Below are 19,009 nucleotides of genomic sequence, written 5' to 3' on the forward strand. Positions count from 1 at the left end.
CGACCGTGTACCTGCTCGAGTTCGGCGGCGAGGACGACGCGTTCGCGGCTCGCGAGGCCCGGAGCGCCGCGACCGGCGTGGAGGGAATCGCACCGGGGCTCGCCGTCGCACGAACGGTCGTCCCCGAGCGCGTCCGCGGCCTCGCCTACACCCACCGCGCCAGCGAACTCCTCGGACGGGGCAACGCCGACCTCGAGAGCGCTCGCGCGATCCTCGAGGCCGCGTCGATCGACCGGGAGGGATCGGTCGCGGTCCGGGCGACGGACGTCCACGGCTCGAGCGGCGTGAGCACCGAAACGGCGGAACGCGAACTCGGCCAGGTGCTGGTCGATCGGGGCTTTTCGGTGGATCTCGAGGAGCCGGATCACCTCCTGCGCGTCGCGTTTTCGGCGGGCGCGCTCGAGTACGATGGAGACGATGGCGTGCTCGAATCCGTAGCGAACGACACTGACGACCCTGCGGGCGAGCAGGTCTCAGTCTGCGCGCTCGGCTGGCTCGAAGCGGAGAGCGTCCGCGATTTCGGAACTCGCGCGCCGACGGACAAACCCTTCTTCCAGCCCGGCAGCATGGATCCGCTACTCGCGCGGGCCGTCGCGAACGTCGCCGGCGCTCGACCGGGCGCGACGATCCTCGACCCGATGTGTGGCACCGGCGGCGTGCTCGTCGAGGCGGGCCTCGTCGGCGCGGACGTGATCGGCACCGACGCGCAGGCGAAGATGGCTGAGGGCGCTCGTGAGAATTTGCTGTCCTTCCTCGAGCGCGACGAGCCCTCGCCGACCGGCGTTTCGCGTGGGTCGTGGCACGTCGGCCGGGGCGATGCGACCCGGCTGCCGCTGGCGGACGACGCGGTCGACGGCGTCGTCTTCGACGCGCCGTACGGACGTCAGTCGAAGATCGAGACGCATCGGCTCGCGGACCTCGTTTCCGGCGCGCTCGAGGAAGCCCATCGGGTAGCCCCGCGGGCGGTCGTGATCGCGGATCGGTCGTGGGCCGGTGCGGCGCGAGCGGCCGGCTGGGAACTCGAGTCTACGTTCGAGCGCCGGGTTCATCGGTCGCTGACGCGGTACGTGATGGTGCTCGAGCGACGATCTCCGTAGTCAGTTCTGCTGCGTAAACGGAGTTGTCTGATGAGACAAGCGTTCTGCTACCGTGGCGGCAAGGGATCGCCACACCCTCCCCAGCCGATTCGTTCGCTTCGCTCACTCATCCCTCGCGCATATTCAGCCCGCGGTTCGCTGTCCGCTCACCGCGGCCCAGCGCGCGCCACCGCAGAAATCGAGGCGGCCGTTCAGTCCTCGATCTCGAGAACGCGGTCCCGAAGCCGCATCCCTTCGTCAGTCTCGACCGAGAGATCGGGAACGGGAACCTTGTCACCGTTCTCGTCGATCGCGACGAACGTGAACGTCGACTCGGTCGTTTTCTCGGTTTCGCCCGATCGGGGCTCCTCGCGCCAGGCGCGGAGCGCGACGTGGACGCTCGTCCGGCCCGAATCGTAGACGTAGGCCTCGACGAGGGCGGTGTCGCCGATCCGGATCGGCCGCTCGAAGTCCAGTTCGTTCACTCGAGCGGTGACGCAGGTTTCACCGGCAAAGCGCATCGCGGACATCGCGCTCACCTCGTCGAGCCACTTCATCAGGTTACCGCCGTGCAGCGTGTTATTGTTGTTCGCGTGGTTCGGCTGGACGCGGAAGCGATTCCGAATGTGGGTCTCGAGAAGCGTCGGCATACCCGACCTTCGTCCGGCGATGGGATAACGCTCCGGATCGATAGAAGTCGCGGTCTCGAGAAGCCCCCCGTCGACCGAGTGAAGCGGGACAGTCGGTCAGTGACGCGACGCTCAGGCGTCCCGGCCGAGTTCCGCAAGGAGATGCGAGACGTGAATTCGATCGCTCGTCCCCTCGTGCATCTCGAAATCGATATCGGCTGCCAGCTGATGTACTCGAGCCAGCTGTTCTCCCTGATAGCGTTTGCGCGCGATCTGGAGGACCTCCTCGAGCACCTCGTTCCCGTCTAATCCCTCGTCGACGAGCAGGTCGTCCAGCGTCGACCGGGCGTCGGTGAATTCGCCGGCTTCGGCGTCGTCGAGCATCGACTCGATCTCCTCGTCGAGGCCGACCTCGCCGATCGTCTCGTAGGCCGCGCTCATCGTGAGTTCGCCCGCGTCCTCGACGGTCGTCTGGGCCGCGAGGATCGCCTGCCGGAGGTTACCGTTCGCGTAGCCCGCGACGAACTCGAGGCCGTCCTCGTCGTAGTCGACTCCCTCTTCCTCGACGATGCGCTCGAGGACGACCACGATCTCCTCGCTCGAGGGCGAGCGCAGGGAGACGGGGAAACACCGCGAGCGGATCGGCGGGATGAGTTTGGTCGGTTGGCGCGTCCCGATGATAAACTGCGTCGTCCGGTGGTGTTGCTCCATGATCCGACGCAGGGCCTGCTGGAAGTCCTCGCGGACGTCTTCGGCGTTGTCGAGCAAGATCGTGGTATAGCCCCCCGAGACGGGCGCGTAGCTCGCGGACTCCTTGAGGACGTGATTGATCATGTCCCGCTTGGACATCGACGAGCGGCCGACGAGGAAGTGCTCGAACCGCGGATCGTTCTTGATCTCGGTCTTGGTCCGGCCGAAGAAGTCGGCGACGTTGATCTCGACGAAATCGTTGTCCGGGTCGTCGTGTGCCGCGCGGACCAGTGCGCGCGCCGCGGCCGTCTTCCCGCTTCCGGGCGGCCCCTGCAGGAGGAGGTTGATCGGCTCCTCGACGGCTCGCTCGAGGTACTCGCGAGCGTCGTCCTGTGGCAACTCGGCCAGCTCCGGGGCGTGGGTTTCGGTCCACAGCGGCGCGTCCATCGCCAGCCAGTAGGAGTGGGCCGGGTAAGAATCGGTCGGTTGTTCGGCGGTCGAGTCGGCAGCTACTCGGCGATTGAATGGGCAGCTACTCGGCGATTGAATGGACGGCTACTCGCCGGTCGATTCGTTGTCAGCGCCGTCACCGCCGTCGCTCGAGTCGTCGGCCACGTCCCCGAGCGTAAACGTGGTTTGGACCGGTTCGCCCTCGAACTCGATCGGCGAGGCTGCGTCGGCGTCGGCGGGATCGCCCGCGTAGAGGCTCGCTGTCAGCTCCTCGCTCTCGCCGAGCGAGGCGTCGGAGAGGTTGATACTGACGTTCTCGTGCTCGCCGGGCTCGAGTTGCTCGCTCGTCCCGAGTACGGTTCCGTTTCGTTCGAGGGTAACGAATCCCTCCTCGGGCGTCGCTGCGGAGACCCTCACGGTATCGTTGCTCGCCCCATCGACCGCGACGCTCGGATCGGTGTGGAACGTGAGATCGATCCGTGAGAGCGCGCCGTCGTCCTCGGTGTAGACGCCGATCGACTGATTACCGGGCGGAGCCCCGCTCGTGTCCGTCTCGAGCGTCACGTTTCGGGTTTCGTCGCCCTCGAGTTCCAGTATCTGTCGCGCGAAGACGGTGCCATCGATGCGGACCTCGACGGGCTGTTGGGCCATCGACTCCGTCGGGTTTCGAATTTGAGCGTTCACGTCGATCGTCTCGTTCGTCGTGGCCGCCGTCGGCGCGTCGATCGATTCGACGACGAACGAGTTGCTGACCGCGTCGTCACCGGTCGTCACCGTCGCGGTGTCGCTGACCGGGAACCCGTCCTCGAGATAGGGCTGGTCCTCCTCGCCGTTGCTCGCCTCGTAGGCGTAGCCCTCGTCGTCGGAGGTATCACGATGAGCCGTCGCGGTCAGCTGACCGACGAGTTCGCGCGTGGCGTCGTCCTCGCGCTCGACGGTCACGTTCTCGTGAGTGCCGGCCTCGAGGCGCTCGGAGACGGCCAGCGGTTCGTCGCCGTCGTCGCTGATGACGACGTAGCCGCCGTCCGAAAGGGTGATTTCCTGTATCGTCACGGCGGAGCCGTTACTCCGCTGGTCTTCGAACGTGATCGAGGCCTCGGGGTCCTCCTCGACGCCGAAAATGGCGGGAGCCTGCCCGACGACGATACCGGCCGTGATGACGATCGTGATCGCGATCAGGATGGCAACGATCCGCTTCAGCGTGCCAAACGTCAGTCTCGAACTCATTGGGGGTGGTGTCGTGTTTCGCTTCGTGTTCGACGGACGTAAAATGCGTCGTCTGTTCGCAGAACGGAGTGGTTCCGAACGGTTCGCACGAATAGTCGCCAGTTACGACGGTTCGGTAGCGGGGTTTATGGATGTCACAAGGCGAAAATCCACCCTTCAGGGCGAGGATCGTGAGAGGCGACAACTCGTCGTCCCCGTCGCGCGGGAGAGGACACCGCTCGAGACGCCGTCAGCGAGCGACCCGAACGGTCGCGCCCACGATTCCCCACTCGGTGAGTTCGACGCTGAACCCGAATCGCAGACTCGAGCGATCCGAAGCCGGTTTAGTCGCGGCCCGCCGAAGGGGTACCGATGCCACTGCGCGTGACGTTTCTGGGGACGGCCGGAGCGATTCCGACGACGGCGCGAAATCCGAGTAGCGTCTTCGTCGCCCGCGAGGGCGAGGGGCTGCTGTTCGACGCCGGCGAGGGGACCCAGCGCCAGATGATGCGCTTTGGCACCGGCTTTTCCGTCTCGCAGCTGTTCGTCACGCACCTCCACGGAGATCACGTCCTCGGAATTCCGGGACTGCTCCAGACGATGGCGTTCAACGACCGCGACGCGCCGCTGGCGATCCACACCCCTCGCGGCACGCGTACCCAGCTCAAGTCGCTGGTGAACGCCCTCGGAAACCGCCCCTCGTTTCCGGTACGGATCAACGAGGTCGGCGGCGGCGACGTCGCCTACCGCGCCGACGAGTACGAGGTCCGCGCGTTCGACACCGACCACGACACCCGCTCGGTCGGCTACGCGCTCGTCGAAGACGATCGCAAGGGCCGATTCGACCGCGAGCGCGCCGAGGAACTCGGCGTTCCCGTCGGGCCGGCGTTCTCGAAGCTCCACGAGGGCGAGGTCGTCGAACTCGAGGACGGCACCGTCGTCGACCCGGATCAGGTCGTCGGCGACCCCCGACCTGGCCGATCGATCGTCTACACCGGCGACACCCGCCCCGCGCAGGCGACGATCGAAGTCGCGGACGACCCCGACCTGCTGATCCACGACGCGACCTTCGCTGACGACCGGGCCGATCGGGCGACCGACACCGCCCACTCGACGGCCCGGCAGGCCGCCGAAATCGCGAACCGCGCCGGCGCAGATCGGCTCGCGCTCATGCATCTCTCCTCGCGCTACGCCGGACAGACGGACGCCCACGAAGAACAGGCCCGCGAGGTCTTCGCGGGCGACAGCGAGGGCGTGTTCGTTCCCGACGACGGGCAGAAGCTCGAGATTCCGTATCCCGACGGCGAGTAGATCAATCGACGCTACCGTTCGATACAGGGGTACTACGTATCACTCCTGACCGGACACCCGGTGTGCGGTGGCGCGCGCTGTCGACCGACCGAACGGGAGTGAGGGCGGTCGTCAATGCCGTGCGAGGGATGAGCGAGCGACCGCAGGGAGTGAGCGAATCGGCTGGGGAGGGCGTGGCGATTCCCTGCTGCCACGATAGCAGGACACTTTGTTCACCGAATATCCATCAGAACTTGCTGTTCCATACACTATGTGTATAAGCGAATCGGCTGGAGAACACAATACCTGCTCCCGGCTTTCACCCGACTCTATCGCGGTGCGAACCCGCGCCGGATTTATAGCCGTCTCGTTCCTACGGCCCGCTGTGAGTACGCGAACGAGTGCGCTCGATGCAGTCGTCTTCGGTGTCGACGTTCAGAGCGGTGACGTGCGTGGCGATGCACCATCGTACGCACTGGCAGTATACGACGGAGACGAGATCACTCGAGACGTCGTCTCCCACCGCAAGCTCAGACGACTGATCGACGACGAGGAGCCGGCGATCGTCGCGACGGACAACATGTACGAGCTGGCCGCCGACAAGGACCAGCTGATCCACTTCCTCGGCTCGCTGCCGACCGGAACCAAGCTCGTGCAGGTGACGGGTGCCGAACAGCCCGAACCGCTCTCCCGCGTCGCGAACCGCCACAACGTCCCCTACGGAAAGGACCCGATGCAGGAGGCCGAAGCCGCCGCCCGGCTGGCCGCCCACAACGTCGGCCACGAGGTATCGGCCTTCACCGACACGACCGAAGTGAAGGTCGCACGGGGGCGCTCGACCGGCAGCGGCGGCTGGAGTGAGGACCGCTACACCCGCCGCATCCACGGCTCGGTCAGGAAACGAGCCCGCGAGGTCGAGTCCGAACTCGAGGAGCACAACCTCGAGTACGAGCGCGACGTTCGGGAGGCATACGGTGGCTTCGCGAACGCGATTTTCACCGTGCAGGCCCGACCCAGTGACATCCCCGTCTCCCGAAATCGCTCGGGTGATGTCCGCGTCGAGATCGAGCGCGAGCGCCGCGACGGCATCGAGTTCGAGCCCCTCGTCAAGCGCCGCGATCACGTCATCGTCGGCATCGACCCCGGGACGACGACCGCCGTCGCCATCGTCGGCCTCGAGGGCGAGGTGCTCGACGTCTGGAGTTCCCGAACCAGCGACACCGCCGACGTGATCGAGTGGATCGTCGAGCGGGGCCGCCCGATCATCGTCGCGGCCGACGTGACGCCGATGCCCGAAACCGTCGAGAAGTTCCGCCGGAGCTTCGACGCCGCGGGCTGGACGCCCGGGAGCGATCTCCCGGTCGACGAAAAACAACACCGCACGCGCGAGCATCCCTACGACGACGACCACCAGCGCGACGCGATGGCCGCCGCGCTCTACGCCCTCGACGCCCACGAGGACCAGTTCGAGCGGATCGCCGACAAGCTCCCGCCGGGGATCGATCGCGGCGAGGTCACCGCCCGCGTCGTCGCCGGCGAGGAGAGCGTCGAGGCCGTCCTCCGGGACCTGACCGACGACGAGAGCGGCGACGAGGAGGAATCTACCGAGCACGAGCCCCGTGAACTCACCGCGGAAGAGAAACGGATCAAGGACCTCGAGCGGCAGGTCGAACGGCTCCAGTCACACGTCGAACGGCTCGAGGGCCGAGTCGAAGACCGCGACGACCGGATCGACGAACTCGAGTCGAAACTGACGCTCGCTCGCCGCGAGGAACGAACGCAGGTTCGCAAGGACCGCGAGGTGAGCCGCCTCGAGCGGAAGGCGAACCGACTCGAACGCGAGCGCGACGATGCTCGCGAGGACGTCGAGACGCTCGAGAACAAGGTCGAGCGGATGAAGGCCCTCTGGAAGCTCGATCACTCGAACTTCAGCGACGTCTCCGCGAAGAAGGAGGGGCTGGTTCCGGTCAAAGTCGTCGAGAAGTTCACCAAGGGCGCGATCCGCGAGGCCGACGAGCAGTACGGCATCGCGAGCGGCGACGTGGTCTACATCCGGGACGCCAGTGGTGCGGGTCGCTCAACGGCCGAACTCCTCGCGGAGTTCGATCCCCGCGTCGTCCTCAAGGACGGCGGCCTCTCGGAGATCGCCGACGAGATCCTCTTCGACGAGGAGATTCCAGTCGGTCCCGCCGACGACGTCGCCATGCAGGAGGTCGACGAACTCGCCGTCGCTCGCGAGGACGACGTGGAAGCCGCCATCGACGACTGGCACGAACGCGCCGACGCGCGCAAGCGGAACCGCAAATCGGCGATGGTCGACCAGCTCATCAGCGAGCATCGAGCGGGCGACAACGAAGTCTGAATCGGCACGCTCGCGTTACGGTTCGGGTCCGGACTCCATCGGCGACAGCACGTTGGACACCTCCTCGAGGGGGGGGCCTCCTCGGTCAGGTCCTCGGAGTCATCGACCGGTCCATTGACGAACAACGCGTGGCCAATAAACGCGATCGCGACCAACACGAGGTCGTCGTACTGGAGCGTGTATCCATACCAACGATACGCGATTCGGAAAGAAAACGCTCGAGCCTCGATATTCGGGCGGACTCGAGGACGGTCAGAACATTCCGAAGTTCTGGAGCATTCCCGAAATCAGGGACTTGACGACCAGGCCGAGACCGGCGACAATGAGCGCCATCCCCGCAGCGATCAGGAGATTCTGGGACGCGATGAGGCCGATACCGGCAAGCAAGATTACGATACCGGCGATGCCGAGCGCGCCGAGATTTTTCAACATACGCAGGGTTGCAAAGCCGAGCGAAATAAACGGCATGGTTTCGAGCCTCACAACAAAACGACGAAACGGCGACCGCTAGCGATTCCAGCGTCCAAATCAGTAAAACGTTAAACCCCTCGAACGCGAATCCACGGCCATGAGCGACGACGGAGACGGCGGTCGGAAGAACCTCCGGATGCCCGAGGATGACGAGGTCTTCGCGACCGTCACCAACATGCTCGGGGCGAATCGGGTCAAAGTACGCTGTGCCGACGGCACTGAGCGCACAGCGCGCATCCCCGGCAAAATGCAAAAGCGCATCTGGATCCGCGAAGACGACGTCGTGCTCGTCGAACCCTGGGACTGGCAGGACGAAAAGGCCGACATCACTTGGCGCTACGAGAAGAGCGAGGCCGATCAGCTGCGGGAAGAAGGCCACATCCAATAGGGACGAAGTTTTGCTCTGCGGGTGCGCCTGCGGCGCACCCTCGGTAAAAATTGGCCGTGGTGAATCGCCATACAGAGTTTGATTTCACTGTGTCACGGCCCGCTCGATGTTGTAGATGACACACATCAGGACGAGTTCACGGAACTCGCCGTACGAGACGCGGAACGTCAAGTGAGCCGGCGCCAGCGAACCGTTGCCGCGGAATTTTAACCCATCAGACTCAGCCCGCGCAGCCGCTCGACGCGCGGGGAGCCGGACTTTTTGCATCCCATCCTGAGTCATTGCCAGCAGTCACCGAGGTGATGGGTATCCTTCGCCCCGCAGCTGGCAGTACGCCCGGGGACCCGTAACACCTAGGTTGCCCCTATTTCGCGCCTCGAAGTGGCACCCGTTCGACCGGGAGACCCTTCGGAACGACTGGCCTGCAGAACGTGAGAGGGGCGGCGTCAGAATCGATGATTGCCTTGGGGTGAACTATCGGGATTGCCTACTGACATGCTCTTCGAGGGCGGCGAGAATCTCTTCCTCGTCCGGCCGGATATCGGACCGGGAGAACCGGATACTGGGCAGCAGCCCCTCTCGATGGAGTACGACGGCATCGTCGGAGAGCGTGAGCGATTCGATCTCCGACCACGGGAGGAACTGGCGGTGAGTGTAAAGTGTTCCACTCCGGACGTGTGATAGTCCGGCCGGAGTCAGCTCGAACTCTCGTTCGGAGAGGAACATCCTCGTGACAAGAACGAGTACCAAGACGAAGGGGCCAGTGAATACGACCGATACAGGCGCTACCGTGACTGCAAGGATCGCGAGGAGACCGATACCCACGAGTACGACGATCACTAAGATATTCAGCTTGTGCGACCGTGGCCACCTGACGGACCACTTGATCGTCAGATCCTCGGCCCTCGTGGCGGAGCAAGCGATCTGGTTGCGGGCAGCACGCAGGGCTATTTCACCGACGAACGCTGCAACGATCCCGAGGATGAACGCGATCGACGCCACGAGACTCGTGACCGGGATCGAAGCCCCTTCGACGAACAACGTCGCGAACACCTCGATAAGACTGAAATGGTAGGCGATCACCGGGAGGATCCCGGCAACCGGGAATAGCCACGGTAGCCATCCCGTGTTCAGCCACGAGAGGAGTCCCTCGTTGTCCCCTACGACGGACACTGTCGAAGCACCGACCACGATAGCGACTACGCCCATCACACCGAGCGCCAGGAGGCGACTGCGGATCTGCACGTACTCGACGGCCCAGAGAGTCAGCGTCGGCGCGACGAGCGCAGCCACGTAGCATCCAGCGAGCACGGCGAACTGGGTGTTCGCTTGGCCCGGTGGTACGGCCGTGGGCTGCTCAATATCTTTCATATGACACACGTCATTCTCGATGGACTAAATGTTACCTGAATGTCAACATGGCCAGTGGTGAGCTCAGCGATACAGACGAGGCGATTTGCAACTACGTCGCCCGAAAAAGCGAGCCAGAGAGTGGGAACGGTGACGAGGAGAGTTACTGGTGTCTCGATAGACAGCCAGAGATCGATTACTTCGGTTTCGGGCACCATCGCTTCTGCCTCGCCGACAGTACCCATCGAAAATAAATTAACGTTGATACGGTATCGACGCGACCAACCGATCGCTTCGGCAGACTGTCATCGGACACAGAAGACTTATTCCGTATTTCTGCCTCTCCCTATCCATGCAACTGAGCCGGCGTCAGTTACTACAGGGTGTCGGAGCCACCGTCGCAGTCGGAGCGCTCGGTACGCCCGCGTCGGCCGCGGAAACTGACAGGAAGCGAGTCTTCGTCCATCCGCGTTCGGGACTGATCGGTGAACTCCTCGACGTACTCGAGGCCGTCGGCGGCACGACGGTTTTCGAGTACGACAATTTCGACTTCGTGGTTGCGGAGGTGCCGTCGACCAGGCTCGACGAGCTGCGTCGCGACCGCCGCGTGGCGTCCGTCGAAGACGACGACGAGACTGGAATTCCCGGAGACTGGTCGCCAACCCCAGCCCTATCGGACATCCTGAATCCCCCAGACAGGTCCGACTGTTCCACCCACCCCGACCAACGGCCGTCCTGGGGTATAGACCGCATCGGTGCCGACAGCGTCGAACCGGACGGATCGGGCGTCGACGTGGGAATTCTCGACACGGGCATCGAGTCGGGACACTGCAGTTTGTCGGTCGACGGCGGTCGGAACTTTACCGCTGACGGCACGTCCGGCGACTACGAGGACCGCCACGGTCACGGAACGCACGTCGCCGGGATCGCCGGCGCGTTGGACAACGACCTCGGCGTCGTTGGCGTCGCTCCCAACACGAACCTGTACGCGGTGAAGGTACTCGGCGACGACGGCTCCGGTCGGTACAGCGAACTGATCGCCGGAATCGACTGGTGTATGTCGAACGACATAGAGCTGATCTCGATGAGCCTCGGCGGCGAGGCCACGAGCGCCACGATGGACAGGGCTATCGAGGCCGCACACTCGGCGGGACACCTTCTGCTCTGTGCGGCCGGTAACGAAGGAAACGGCGGAAACGGATCGTGCGACGCGGAAACGATGACCTATCCGGCGACCCACGAGAAGGTCGTCGCGGTGACCGCGATGGACGAGGACGACACGCTGGCGTCCTACAGCAGCGTCGGTTCGGCCGTCGACCTGCTGGCACCGGGGACGGGCGTTACCTCGGCGACCGTCGACAACGAGTACGCCGAGGCGAGCGGGACGAGCATCGCCTGCCCGTTCGTCACCGGCGTCGCGGCACTGGTCTGGGAGACCCGCGAGGAAGACGGTCCCGGCCCCAATGAACAGGTGCGCCGGATTCTCACCGACACCGCCGAACCGGTGTTGGGTACCTGTGAGGAGGGACACGGACTCGTGGACGCCCGCACGGCGCTCGGTCACGAGCGCGCGGATAAGGGCGGCGGCGTCGTCACCGGCGGCGTGGGGTCGATTATCGAGAAGCTCGTCTCGGGACTGGAGTGGATCGCGGATCAGATCGCGGCCGTCCTCGACTGGTTCCTGGGGCTGTTCCGGTGAGCGTCGGCCGTTGAATACCCTTTTACACCCGATATCGTACTATAATTCGGCGATGTCTTCGATGGCGTCGGTGAGTTCCTCGATCGACTCGAGGTCGTGTTCACCCATATGACCGATGCGGAACGTTTCCTCGCCGAGTTGCGAGCCGTAGCCGTTCGAGAAGACCATATCGTACTCCTCGTCGACGGTGTCGATGGTCTCCGCGACGTCGATCCCCTGCGTGTTCTCGATGCAGGCTACCGTCTGGGATTCGTACCCCTCCTCGGGAAACATATCGAAGTGCTCGCGGGCCCACTCGCGCGTGTACTCGGCCATCTCTCGGTGACGCTGGTCGCGTGCGTCGTGGCCCTCCTCAAGCATGTGTTTCATCTGCTTTCGATACGCGAGCATGACCGGAATCGCCGGCGTGGAGTGAGTCTGACCCTTCCGGTCGTAGTAGTCCAGCGAGCGCTGGAAGCCGCCGTACCACGACGCCGAGTCTTTCTCGAGTTCTCGCTCGTAGGCGTCGTCGCTGACGACGCAGACGGCGAGTCCCGGCGGCATGGCGAACGCCTTCTGGACCGACGTGAAGATGACGTCGATGTCGTGCTCGTCGATATCGACGAGGTCACCGCCCAGCGCCGAGACGGCGTCGACAATGAAGTAGATGTCCGGATACTCGGCGACGACGTCGCCGATCCCTTCGATCGGATTGCGGACGCCGGTCGAACTCTCGTTCATCACGCAGGTGACGGCGTCGTAGTCGGCGTCGCTCTCCTCGAGTCGCTCGCGGACGTCTTCGGGTTTGACCGCCTGGCCCCACTCGTACTCGAGCGTGTCGACGGTCTTGCCGAGGCGTTCGGCGACGTTTGCCTGACGCTCGCTGAAACTGCCACAGGTCGTACAGAGGACGTTCTCATCGACGAGATTCAGAATCGAACTCTCCATGAACTCGGTCCCCGACCCCGTGAGGATGATGACCTCGTTGTCGGTGCTGAGGAACTCCTTCGTGTCCTCGACGATGGTCGTGTAGAGATCGGTCATTCGGTCCATCCGGTGGCCGAACATCGGCTCGCACATCGCCTCGAGGACGTCCTCGCGGACCTCGGTCGGGCCCGGGATGTACAGCGTCTTGTCGGGATAGTCAGCTTTGTATTCGCGTTTCTTGGTCACGGAAACCACCTGAGTACGGCTTACTGGTAGGCGAGACGGTATGGTACTTTTGATGCGCTATCGGAGACGGGGAGACTGGCCGGTGGACAGCCGATAAGCGCTGTACTCGAGGCCGCGATACTGCTCACGGGTCGCGCTCTGTCGAGTGAGTGGTCGTGTTGGATCACGTACGACAGTGATCGACCACATCTGCGATGCGTACCCGGGATCAGTGGACAGTCGGGTGTCGCAAGCGGTAATGAAAACGAGACGAGAAAGGAGAAAAAACGTTGTGGTCAGCGACCGATCGAACGCCGTTATTCGACCTGAATATCGCCTTCCATGCCGGTGTGGGGCTCACACCGGTATGTGGCCATGTCGGAGTTGGCCGTGATCTCCAGAATCTGGCTCTCGTCCGGCTCCTCGACGGGTTCACCCGTCGTGAGGTCGTCGAGGACTTCCCCGCTGTCGTCGCGGATCTGCATGTTGTGACCGCTGCCGTCGCCTTCCGTCCAGCCGATCGTATAATCCTCGCCCTCCGTCAGGATGAGCGTCGGATTCGATTCGCCCTCGATCGAGGACGGCTCGAGGCCGTCCCAGCTGCTGGTCTGGCCGCTGAACCGAATGTCGGCACCGCTTTCGATTTCGATGCCGTCTTCGCTGTCGCCGTTACCGTTGCCGTCACCGTTTCCACCGCTACAACCGGCGACGAGTGCCGTCGATGCGGCCGCTCCCGTCAGCTTCAGCGCTGTCCGTCGCGAAACTGGATTGTCTTGTGCCATCACCGGAGGTTGGGTTCGGCCACATAAAAATTGATACCTTCCCTCAGTACAATGTTATGTGACCACATACCGCAATATAGGAACGAGTACATTCGGAGAACGTTCGGTGAAGCTACCGGTAGCAGCTACTGGAAGTCAGTTCACTCGACCGCACGGCTGTCAGCGGTGAGTGTGGGATGATGGCAGTTGAGAGATGTGTCAGGCCTCACCGCGATCGCTCGAGCGAACCTGATCGGTCGGCTCGAGTGAGAGCCGCAGAAACACCGGCACGGTGACGACGGCGATCGCGATCTCGAGGCCGCCGACGACGAGGAACGCGAGGCCGTAGCCGTAGGTACTGGCGACGGTGCCGCCGAGGAGGAAGCCGCCGAGGAAGCCGAGGCTACCGGCGAGATTGAAGCCGGCCATGGCGAGTCCGCGTTCGCTCTCGTCGGCGAGGTCGGTGACCAGCGCCATCGTGGCGGGGGCGACCAGTGCACCGAGGACGCCGACGCCGACCATCGCGATCGCGGCGGTCGCGACCGATGGTGCGGCCCCGACGAGGAGGATCCCACCGCCGTAACACAGCGAGCCGACGACGATCGGGATCGTCCGACCGATCCGATCCGAGAGGGCACCCATCGGATACTGCAGGAGGGCGAAGGGGGCGAAAAAGCACGCCAGCATGAGCCCGGTCGTCCCGGCGTCGAGCCCGAACACTTCCTGAAAGTAGAGCGTGCCCACGAGCGCGAAAAACCCGGCTGTGAGCCGATCGACGAAGCCGAAGGCGAACGGAATCGATAGCGTCGGCCGGCGGCGAATTCCGTCGACGAGCGCGCGAGCGGACCGGCGTTCATCGGGCGTGCGGTCCTCGACGAACGAAACGACGAGGCCTACGCAGACGAGCAAGCCAGCGGCGACGAGTAACGGTGCGATCGGGTTGACCTCCGTTAGCTGGCCGCCGATCGGCGCGCCGAGTGCAGCACCGAGCCCGATGGCGATCCCCGCCGCGCCCATGTTCCGGCCGTGGCCGCCCTCAAGATCCATCAGCATGGTCATCGTCAGGGAGAACGCGCCGATCGTCATCGCGCCCTGAACGACGCGCAAGAGGAGGACGCCCCCGAAGGATATCGACCCTACCGTGGGAACGACGGCGAGAGCGGCGTAGCCACCGGCACCGGCGAGGGCACTACCGACGATAAAGGGCGTCCGCCGACCGGTCGCATCGCTGACGACGCCCCAGACGCCGACGAACGTCACGTAGGCGGCGAACTCCGAGACCAGAAACCACATGCTCGCATCGAGCGGTGTCGCCGCAAACGCCGAACTCGTCGCGTCCGCACCCAGCGCCGCCACGAGCGTCGCCACGCCCGGATAGAGCAACACCTGCGAGAACAACACTGCGAAGACGAGGGCGGCAAGCACGACCCGATCGCGATCACTCGAGTGCACGAGCACCCCTTGACGCTCCGAGAGTATCAAGTCGTTCGTCTCGAGGCGAGCCACTAGCCGCCCGAGAGACGTCTTCGCCGATCCTGTCACACGCGAATGAGGCCTCTGCCGGAACCGATGGAGTTTCGGTCGCTGAGAACGTGTTACTCTCGATGACACTCACGCGTCGGCAACTACTCGCTGCAGGAGTAGCCGCCGGAACGGGGGTCGTTGCCGGCTGTACGAATGTCGTCGAAGATTCGCTCTCGTCGAACGTAGCGACCGTCTCCGGGGCAGCGCTCGCGGAAACCGGGTACGACGAACGCGCCGTCGACGAACTCGTCGTCAGGCGGACCGTCGGCCGGTTCGGAATCGAACGCTCGTTCGAGGCCCGGAACTGGTACGCCGAGTACGACCGAGCGGTCCCTCTCGAGGCGCTCGGACTGATGCGCGTGCAGGCAGCGGTTGTCGCCGTCCTCACGACGCCACAGGTGTCCGTCCTCGGGAAGACGTTCAATCCCGTCGGCGACTACTCGACGAACGAGCTCGTCGCGCTGATCCAGAGCCAGTACGACCGGCTCGAGGACATCCGGTCCGTCGGCGAGGAATCGATCTCGATCCTGGGAACCGAGACGACACTCGCCCGGTACGAGGCGCGTGCGCGACTGATTTCCGAAGAGAGCAGGCTCGACGTCGCTCTTCAGGTCAGCGAGCCCGTCGCCCACGGCGACGACTTCGTGATCTGCGTTGCGGTCTATCCGCAGGCAGGGGGACTCGAGACGGAGTCCGATGCCGTTCGGACGATGCTCGAGTCGCTCGAGCACGATTGAACGGAGTTGCAGGGCCCCGGAAAACGGCTCTGTACTTGCGACTACTACGGACGAATGTAGGCGTAGCCCTCGCTCTGCAACCGGGTAAGTTCACCGCCGCCGGAGGGGACGGTTTCGACGCCCTCGACGAGATCCGATTCCGCGAGGTCTTTGAGGTCGAGCGTGTTGCCGCAGGCCTTGACCGAGATACCTGTCTCGAGGAGCGATTCGACCATGTCGCTGCCCTCTCCACCGGCCGTCAGCGGCTCGATTCCATCGGCCTGTGCGACGATCGCGATGTCGTCGATCTCGACGGAGTCGTCTTTCGTGAGGTTCTCAGCGATCGTCAGCGCGGTCTGTTGTTGTGCCGGTTCGTCGGCGATGAGGTGGAAGACCGTCTGCATGTCTCGACAGGGTGGCCGGCCAGCGAAAGCGTTTGAGCCTGCAAGCGAAGCGCCCGGCGGAACCGATCGGCTCGAGCCGTCGGAGATTACCTGCCCGTGCCGTCGGAAGCGGCCGCCTCAAGTACTCGAGACGGCTGTCTGTGCATTCGTAGACGAACGTGCGCAAACCCAGCCGGTCAGTGTGTGACAGTCTCTAGTCCGCGGTTTTTGCCGTTACTGCCACGCATATGAACGTGGAGTAGTATGCATACTAAACATGAGCGACGACGCGAGCGACGAGCACGACGCCGACTCCGACGCCAAGCGTGACGGGCGCGGACTCGGCACGCGCAGCGTCCACGCCGGCCAGTCTCCTGATCCGGAGACCGGCGCGATGGCACCGCCGATCTACCAGACGACCTCCTACGTCTTCGAGGACGCCGACACGGCCGCCGCCCGCTACGCCCTCGAGGACGACGGCTACATCTACTCCCGGATCGCCAACCCGACCGTCACGATGCTCGAGGACCGCCTCGCCGACCTCGAGGGCGGTGCCGGCGCGGTCGCGACGGGCAGCGGCATGGCCGCGCTCGACTCCGCGGTTCTCATTCTCGCGGAGGCGGGCGACAACGTGGTCTGCTCGACCGACACCTACGGCGGAACCACCGCCTATTTCTCGAAGACGGCGACTCGCAGGGACATCGAACCCCGATTCGTTCCCACGCTCGAGTACGACGCCTACGACGACGCCATCGACGAGGACACCGCGTTCGTCCACGTCGAGACGATCGGCAACCCCTCGCTGGTCACGCCCGACTTCGAGCGCGTCGCCGAAGTCGCCCACGACAACGGCGTCCCGCTCGTCGTGGACAACACCTTCGCGACGCCGGCGCTGTGCCGACCGCTCGAGCACGGTGCCGACGTCGTCTGGGAGTCGACGACCAAGTGGCTCCACGGCTCCGGGACGACGGTCGGCGGGGTGCTGGTCGACGGCGGCTCGTTCCCCTGGGGCGAGCACGGCTACGACGAGATCGCGGGGCAGAACCACGCCTACCACGACGTCGACTTCTCGCGGGACTTTTCGGACGCACCGTTCGCGGCCGCCGCGCGATTCCGCTCGCTGCGCAGCCTCGGCAACCAGCAGTCGCCGTTCGACGCCTGGCAGACCCTCCAGGGCCTCGAGTCCATGCCCCTGCGCGTCGAAAAGCACTGCGAGAACGCCGCGATCGTCGCGGAGTATCTGGACGACCACGAGGACGTCGCCTGGGTCACGCATCCCGGACTCGCGGACCATCCGACCCACGACAACGCCGCGCGGTATCTCGAGGACTTCGGCGGGATGGTCGCGTTCGGGCTCGAGGAGGGGTTCGAGGCGGGCAAGGCCTTCTGCGAGAACGTCGACCTCGCCCAGTTCCTCGCGAACATCGGCGACGCGAAGACGCTCGTCATCCATCCCGCAAGCACGACCCACGGCCAACTCTCGCCGGAAGAGCGCGAGGAAGCGGGCGTGACGGCCGACCTGATCCGGATGTCGGTCGGGATCGAGGATCCCGAGGACATTCTGGCCGACCTCGAGCGAGCCATCGAGGCGGCGACGCGGGCCTGTCGAGGGACGGGTGAAACACGATGACGACCAAGGAAACGGCCGATCTGGGGGAATTTCAGTTCGAATCGGGGGAGTCGATTCCGAACCTCGAGGTCGCCTACGAGACCTACGGCGATTTCACCGGCGACAACGCGGTGCTGGTCTGTCACGCGCTGACCGGCAGCGCCCACGTCGCCCGTCGACCCGATGCAGGCGGCGAGACGGCGGGGCAGGCCCGCGCCTGGTGGGGTGACGTCGTCGGCCCCGGGAAAGCGATCGACACGAGCGAATACTACGTGATCTGTGCGAACGCGCCCGGTTCGTGTTACGGGACGACCGGCCCCGCCAGCGAGAACCCGGAGACGGGCGAGCCCTACGGCACCGACTTCCCACCGGTCACAGTCGGCGACTGGACCCGCGCCCAGCGCGAGCTACTGGACAGCCTCGGCGTCGGACGAATTCACGCCGTCGTCGGCGGCAGCGTCGGCGGAATGAACGTCCTCGACTGGCTGCGGCGCTTTCCCGACGACGTCGAACGCGCCGGCGCAGTCGCCACCGCCGCCCGACTCGACCCGCAGTGTCTCGCGCTCGATACCGTCGCCCGCCGGGCGATCACCAGCGATCCCAACTGGAACGGCGGCCACTACTACGGCGGCCCGGAACCCCAGGACGGCCTCGCTCGAGCGCGCCAGATCGGCCACATCATGTACCTCTCGAAGGCCTCGATGGGGCGCAAGTTCGGCCGGCGCGCTGCGGGTCGAGAAGCGGTCCGCGAGGAGCCGCCAGACCCCGCGGCCGCGTTCTTCCCCTACCGGGAGGTCGAGTCCTATCTTGACTATCAGGCCGACAAGTTCACCAACCGGTTCGACGCCAACAGCTACCTCTACATGACCCGCGCGATGGACGATTTCGACCTCTCGGCGGGCTACGAGTCCGACGCCGACGCGCTGGCGGCCTTCGAGGGCGAACTCCTCTTGCTGTCGTTTACCGGTGACTGGCACTTCACCGTCGAACAGGCCGAAGCGCTGGCCGAGGCCTGCCGCGACACCGGCGTCGACGTCGCCCACCACGTGATCGAGTCCGACCACGGCCACGACGCGTTCCTCGTCGAACCCGAAACCGTCGGCCCGCCGCTCTCGGGCCTGCTCGAGGACGGACTCGAGGGCCGTGCAATCACCGATACGGCACCGGACGCCGACGATACCAGTGAGTTCGCCCCAGTCCACACGAGTCTGTTTTCGAAGTGATATAGTCCGATCGCCGATACGAATGGAAATTTCCGCTCGAAAGAACGTCTT

General features: G+C 64.7%; 19 protein-coding genes. 8 read left to right on the forward strand and 11 right to left on the reverse strand.

Features of this window, described 5'->3' with window-relative positions; all coding sequences use genetic code 11:
• Positions 1–5: 5 nt before the first annotated feature.
• Complete coding sequence (locus HYG81_RS28870; protein ID WP_180839557.1) at positions 6–1,097, forward strand: methyltransferase domain-containing protein; 1,092 nt, start codon at positions 6–8, stop codon at positions 1,095–1,097.
• A gap of 191 nt (positions 1,098–1,288) precedes the next feature.
• Here the strand turns inward: HYG81_RS28870 and HYG81_RS28875 are convergent, their stop codons facing one another.
• The 3 genes from HYG81_RS28875 to HYG81_RS28885 form a co-directional block, all read right to left on the reverse strand.
• Positions 1,289–1,726, reverse strand: coding sequence for an acyl-CoA thioesterase (locus HYG81_RS28875; protein ID WP_180839558.1), 438 nt, complete (start codon positions 1,724–1,726; stop codon positions 1,289–1,291).
• A 111-nt stretch (positions 1,727–1,837) separates the two neighbouring features.
• A complete protein-coding gene (locus HYG81_RS28880) occupies positions 1,838–2,842 on the reverse strand; it encodes an AAA family ATPase (RefSeq protein ID WP_180839559.1) in 1,005 nt (334 codons plus the stop codon).
• Between the two features lie 108 nt (positions 2,843–2,950).
• Positions 2,951–4,072: a DUF7282 domain-containing protein gene (locus tag HYG81_RS28885; protein WP_180839560.1), complete on the reverse strand. Its 1,122-nt coding sequence runs from the start codon at positions 4,070–4,072 to the stop codon at positions 2,951–2,953.
• Between the two features lie 351 nt (positions 4,073–4,423).
• Between HYG81_RS28885 and rnz the strand changes: the two genes are divergently transcribed.
• Positions 4,424–5,362 carry a ribonuclease Z gene (rnz, locus tag HYG81_RS28890; RefSeq protein ID WP_180839561.1) on the forward strand — a complete coding sequence of 313 codons (939 nt, stop codon included), beginning with the start codon at positions 4,424–4,426 and terminating at the stop codon, positions 5,360–5,362.
• Between the two features lie 364 nt (positions 5,363–5,726).
• Positions 5,727–7,703: a DUF460 domain-containing protein gene (locus tag HYG81_RS28895; protein WP_180839562.1), complete on the forward strand. Its 1,977-nt coding sequence runs from the start codon at positions 5,727–5,729 to the stop codon at positions 7,701–7,703.
• A 252-nt stretch (positions 7,704–7,955) separates the two neighbouring features.
• On the opposite strand, the gene HYG81_RS28900 is transcribed toward HYG81_RS28895, so the two are convergent.
• On the reverse strand, positions 7,956–8,135 hold the full coding sequence (locus HYG81_RS28900; RefSeq protein WP_098725111.1) for a DUF7470 family protein: 180 nt from the start codon (positions 8,133–8,135) through the stop codon (positions 7,956–7,958).
• 136 nt (positions 8,136–8,271) lie between these two features.
• Between HYG81_RS28900 and eif1A the strand changes: the two genes are divergently transcribed.
• Positions 8,272–8,562, forward strand: coding sequence for a translation initiation factor eIF-1A (gene eif1A / locus HYG81_RS28905; protein WP_090617463.1), 291 nt, complete (start codon positions 8,272–8,274; stop codon positions 8,560–8,562).
• Between the two features lie 84 nt (positions 8,563–8,646).
• On the opposite strand, the gene HYG81_RS28910 is transcribed toward eif1A, so the two are convergent.
• The 3 genes from HYG81_RS28910 to HYG81_RS28920 form a co-directional block, all read right to left on the reverse strand.
• Positions 8,647–8,844 carry a hypothetical protein gene (locus HYG81_RS28910; protein ID WP_226777481.1) on the reverse strand — a complete coding sequence of 66 codons (198 nt, stop codon included), beginning with the start codon at positions 8,842–8,844 and terminating at the stop codon, positions 8,647–8,649.
• 192 nt (positions 8,845–9,036) lie between these two features.
• Positions 9,037–9,933: a hypothetical protein gene (locus tag HYG81_RS28915; protein ID WP_180839563.1), complete on the reverse strand. Its 897-nt coding sequence runs from the start codon at positions 9,931–9,933 to the stop codon at positions 9,037–9,039.
• Entirely contained in the window at positions 9,930–10,157 is a 228-nt protein-coding gene (locus HYG81_RS28920) for a hypothetical protein (RefSeq protein WP_226777482.1), read from the reverse strand. Before HYG81_RS28920 ends, HYG81_RS28915 begins: the two co-directional genes overlap by 4 nt.
• A gap of 107 nt (positions 10,158–10,264) precedes the next feature.
• Between HYG81_RS28920 and HYG81_RS28925 the strand changes: the two genes are divergently transcribed.
• A complete protein-coding gene (locus tag HYG81_RS28925) occupies positions 10,265–11,611 on the forward strand; it encodes a S8 family peptidase (protein WP_180839564.1) in 1,347 nt (448 codons plus the stop codon).
• Between the two features lie 39 nt (positions 11,612–11,650).
• Here HYG81_RS28925 and HYG81_RS28930 read toward each other — a convergent pair whose 3' ends face one another.
• The 3 genes from HYG81_RS28930 to HYG81_RS28940 form a co-directional block, all read right to left on the reverse strand.
• On the reverse strand, positions 11,651–12,763 hold the full coding sequence (locus HYG81_RS28930; protein WP_180839565.1) for a pyridoxal-phosphate-dependent aminotransferase family protein: 1,113 nt from the start codon (positions 12,761–12,763) through the stop codon (positions 11,651–11,653).
• 296 nt (positions 12,764–13,059) lie between these two features.
• The gene (locus HYG81_RS28935) at positions 13,060–13,524 is read right to left on the reverse strand and encodes a plastocyanin/azurin family copper-binding protein (RefSeq protein ID WP_180839566.1); all 465 of its coding nucleotides are present in this window, start codon (positions 13,522–13,524) and stop codon (positions 13,060–13,062) included.
• A 198-nt stretch (positions 13,525–13,722) separates the two neighbouring features.
• A complete protein-coding gene (locus tag HYG81_RS28940; protein ID WP_180839567.1) occupies positions 13,723–14,955 on the reverse strand; it encodes an MFS transporter in 1,233 nt (410 codons plus the stop codon).
• A 152-nt stretch (positions 14,956–15,107) separates the two neighbouring features.
• Here HYG81_RS28940 and HYG81_RS28945 point away from each other — a divergent pair, with 152 nt between their 5' ends.
• Positions 15,108–15,764 (forward strand): DUF6517 family protein, encoded by a 657-nt coding sequence (locus HYG81_RS28945; protein ID WP_180839568.1) that lies wholly within the window; start codon positions 15,108–15,110, stop codon positions 15,762–15,764.
• A gap of 44 nt (positions 15,765–15,808) precedes the next feature.
• Here the strand turns inward: HYG81_RS28945 and HYG81_RS28950 are convergent, their stop codons facing one another.
• Complete coding sequence (locus tag HYG81_RS28950) at positions 15,809–16,147, reverse strand: DsrE family protein (RefSeq protein ID WP_180839569.1); 339 nt, start codon at positions 16,145–16,147, stop codon at positions 15,809–15,811.
• Between the two features lie 256 nt (positions 16,148–16,403).
• Between HYG81_RS28950 and HYG81_RS28955 the strand changes: the two genes are divergently transcribed.
• Positions 16,404–17,756 (forward strand): O-acetylhomoserine aminocarboxypropyltransferase/cysteine synthase family protein, encoded by a 1,353-nt coding sequence (locus HYG81_RS28955; protein WP_180839570.1) that lies wholly within the window; start codon positions 16,404–16,406, stop codon positions 17,754–17,756.
• Positions 17,753–18,958, forward strand: coding sequence for a homoserine O-acetyltransferase MetX (gene metX / locus HYG81_RS28960; RefSeq protein ID WP_180839571.1), 1,206 nt, complete (start codon positions 17,753–17,755; stop codon positions 18,956–18,958). The genes HYG81_RS28955 and metX overlap by 4 nt, the downstream gene beginning before the upstream one ends.
• The last annotated feature ends 51 nt before the right edge of the window (positions 18,959–19,009 follow it).

It is taken from the genome of Natrinema zhouii, from assembly GCF_013456555.2.
GTDB lineage: Archaea > Halobacteriota > Halobacteria > Halobacteriales > Natrialbaceae > Natrinema > Natrinema zhouii.

Excerpts from the sequence above, each read along its gene's own strand:
- HYG81_RS28875 (WP_180839558.1), bottom strand. The coding sequence starts at position 1,726 with ATGCCGACGCTTCTCGAGACCCACATTCGGAATCGCTTCCGCGTCCAG.
- HYG81_RS28880 (WP_180839559.1), bottom strand. The coding sequence starts at position 2,842 with ATGGACGCGCCGCTGTGGACCGAAACCCACGCCCCGGAGCTGGCCGAG.
- HYG81_RS28885 (WP_180839560.1), bottom strand. The coding sequence starts at position 4,072 with ATGAGTTCGAGACTGACGTTTGGCACGCTGAAGCGGATCGTTGCCATC.
- rnz (WP_180839561.1), top strand. The coding sequence starts at position 4,424 with ATGCCACTGCGCGTGACGTTTCTGGGGACGGCCGGAGCGATTCCGACG.
- HYG81_RS28900 (WP_098725111.1), bottom strand. The coding sequence starts at position 8,135 with ATGTTGAAAAATCTCGGCGCGCTCGGCATCGCCGGTATCGTAATCTTG.
- eif1A (WP_090617463.1), top strand. The coding sequence starts at position 8,272 with ATGAGCGACGACGGAGACGGCGGTCGGAAGAACCTCCGGATGCCCGAG.
- HYG81_RS28910 (WP_226777481.1), bottom strand. The coding sequence starts at position 8,844 with ATGACTCAGGATGGGATGCAAAAAGTCCGGCTCCCCGCGCGTCGAGCG.
- HYG81_RS28915 (WP_180839563.1), bottom strand. The coding sequence starts at position 9,933 with ATGAAAGATATTGAGCAGCCCACGGCCGTACCACCGGGCCAAGCGAAC.
- HYG81_RS28920 (WP_226777482.1), bottom strand. The coding sequence starts at position 10,157 with ATGGGTACTGTCGGCGAGGCAGAAGCGATGGTGCCCGAAACCGAAGTA.
- HYG81_RS28925 (WP_180839564.1), top strand. The coding sequence starts at position 10,265 with ATGCAACTGAGCCGGCGTCAGTTACTACAGGGTGTCGGAGCCACCGTC.
- HYG81_RS28935 (WP_180839566.1), bottom strand. The coding sequence starts at position 13,524 with ATGGCACAAGACAATCCAGTTTCGCGACGGACAGCGCTGAAGCTGACG.
- HYG81_RS28945 (WP_180839568.1), top strand. The coding sequence starts at position 15,108 with ATGACACTCACGCGTCGGCAACTACTCGCTGCAGGAGTAGCCGCCGGA.
- HYG81_RS28950 (WP_180839569.1), bottom strand. The coding sequence starts at position 16,147 with ATGCAGACGGTCTTCCACCTCATCGCCGACGAACCGGCACAACAACAG.
- HYG81_RS28955 (WP_180839570.1), top strand. The coding sequence starts at position 16,404 with ATGAGCGACGACGCGAGCGACGAGCACGACGCCGACTCCGACGCCAAG.
- metX (WP_180839571.1), top strand. The coding sequence starts at position 17,753 with ATGACGACCAAGGAAACGGCCGATCTGGGGGAATTTCAGTTCGAATCG.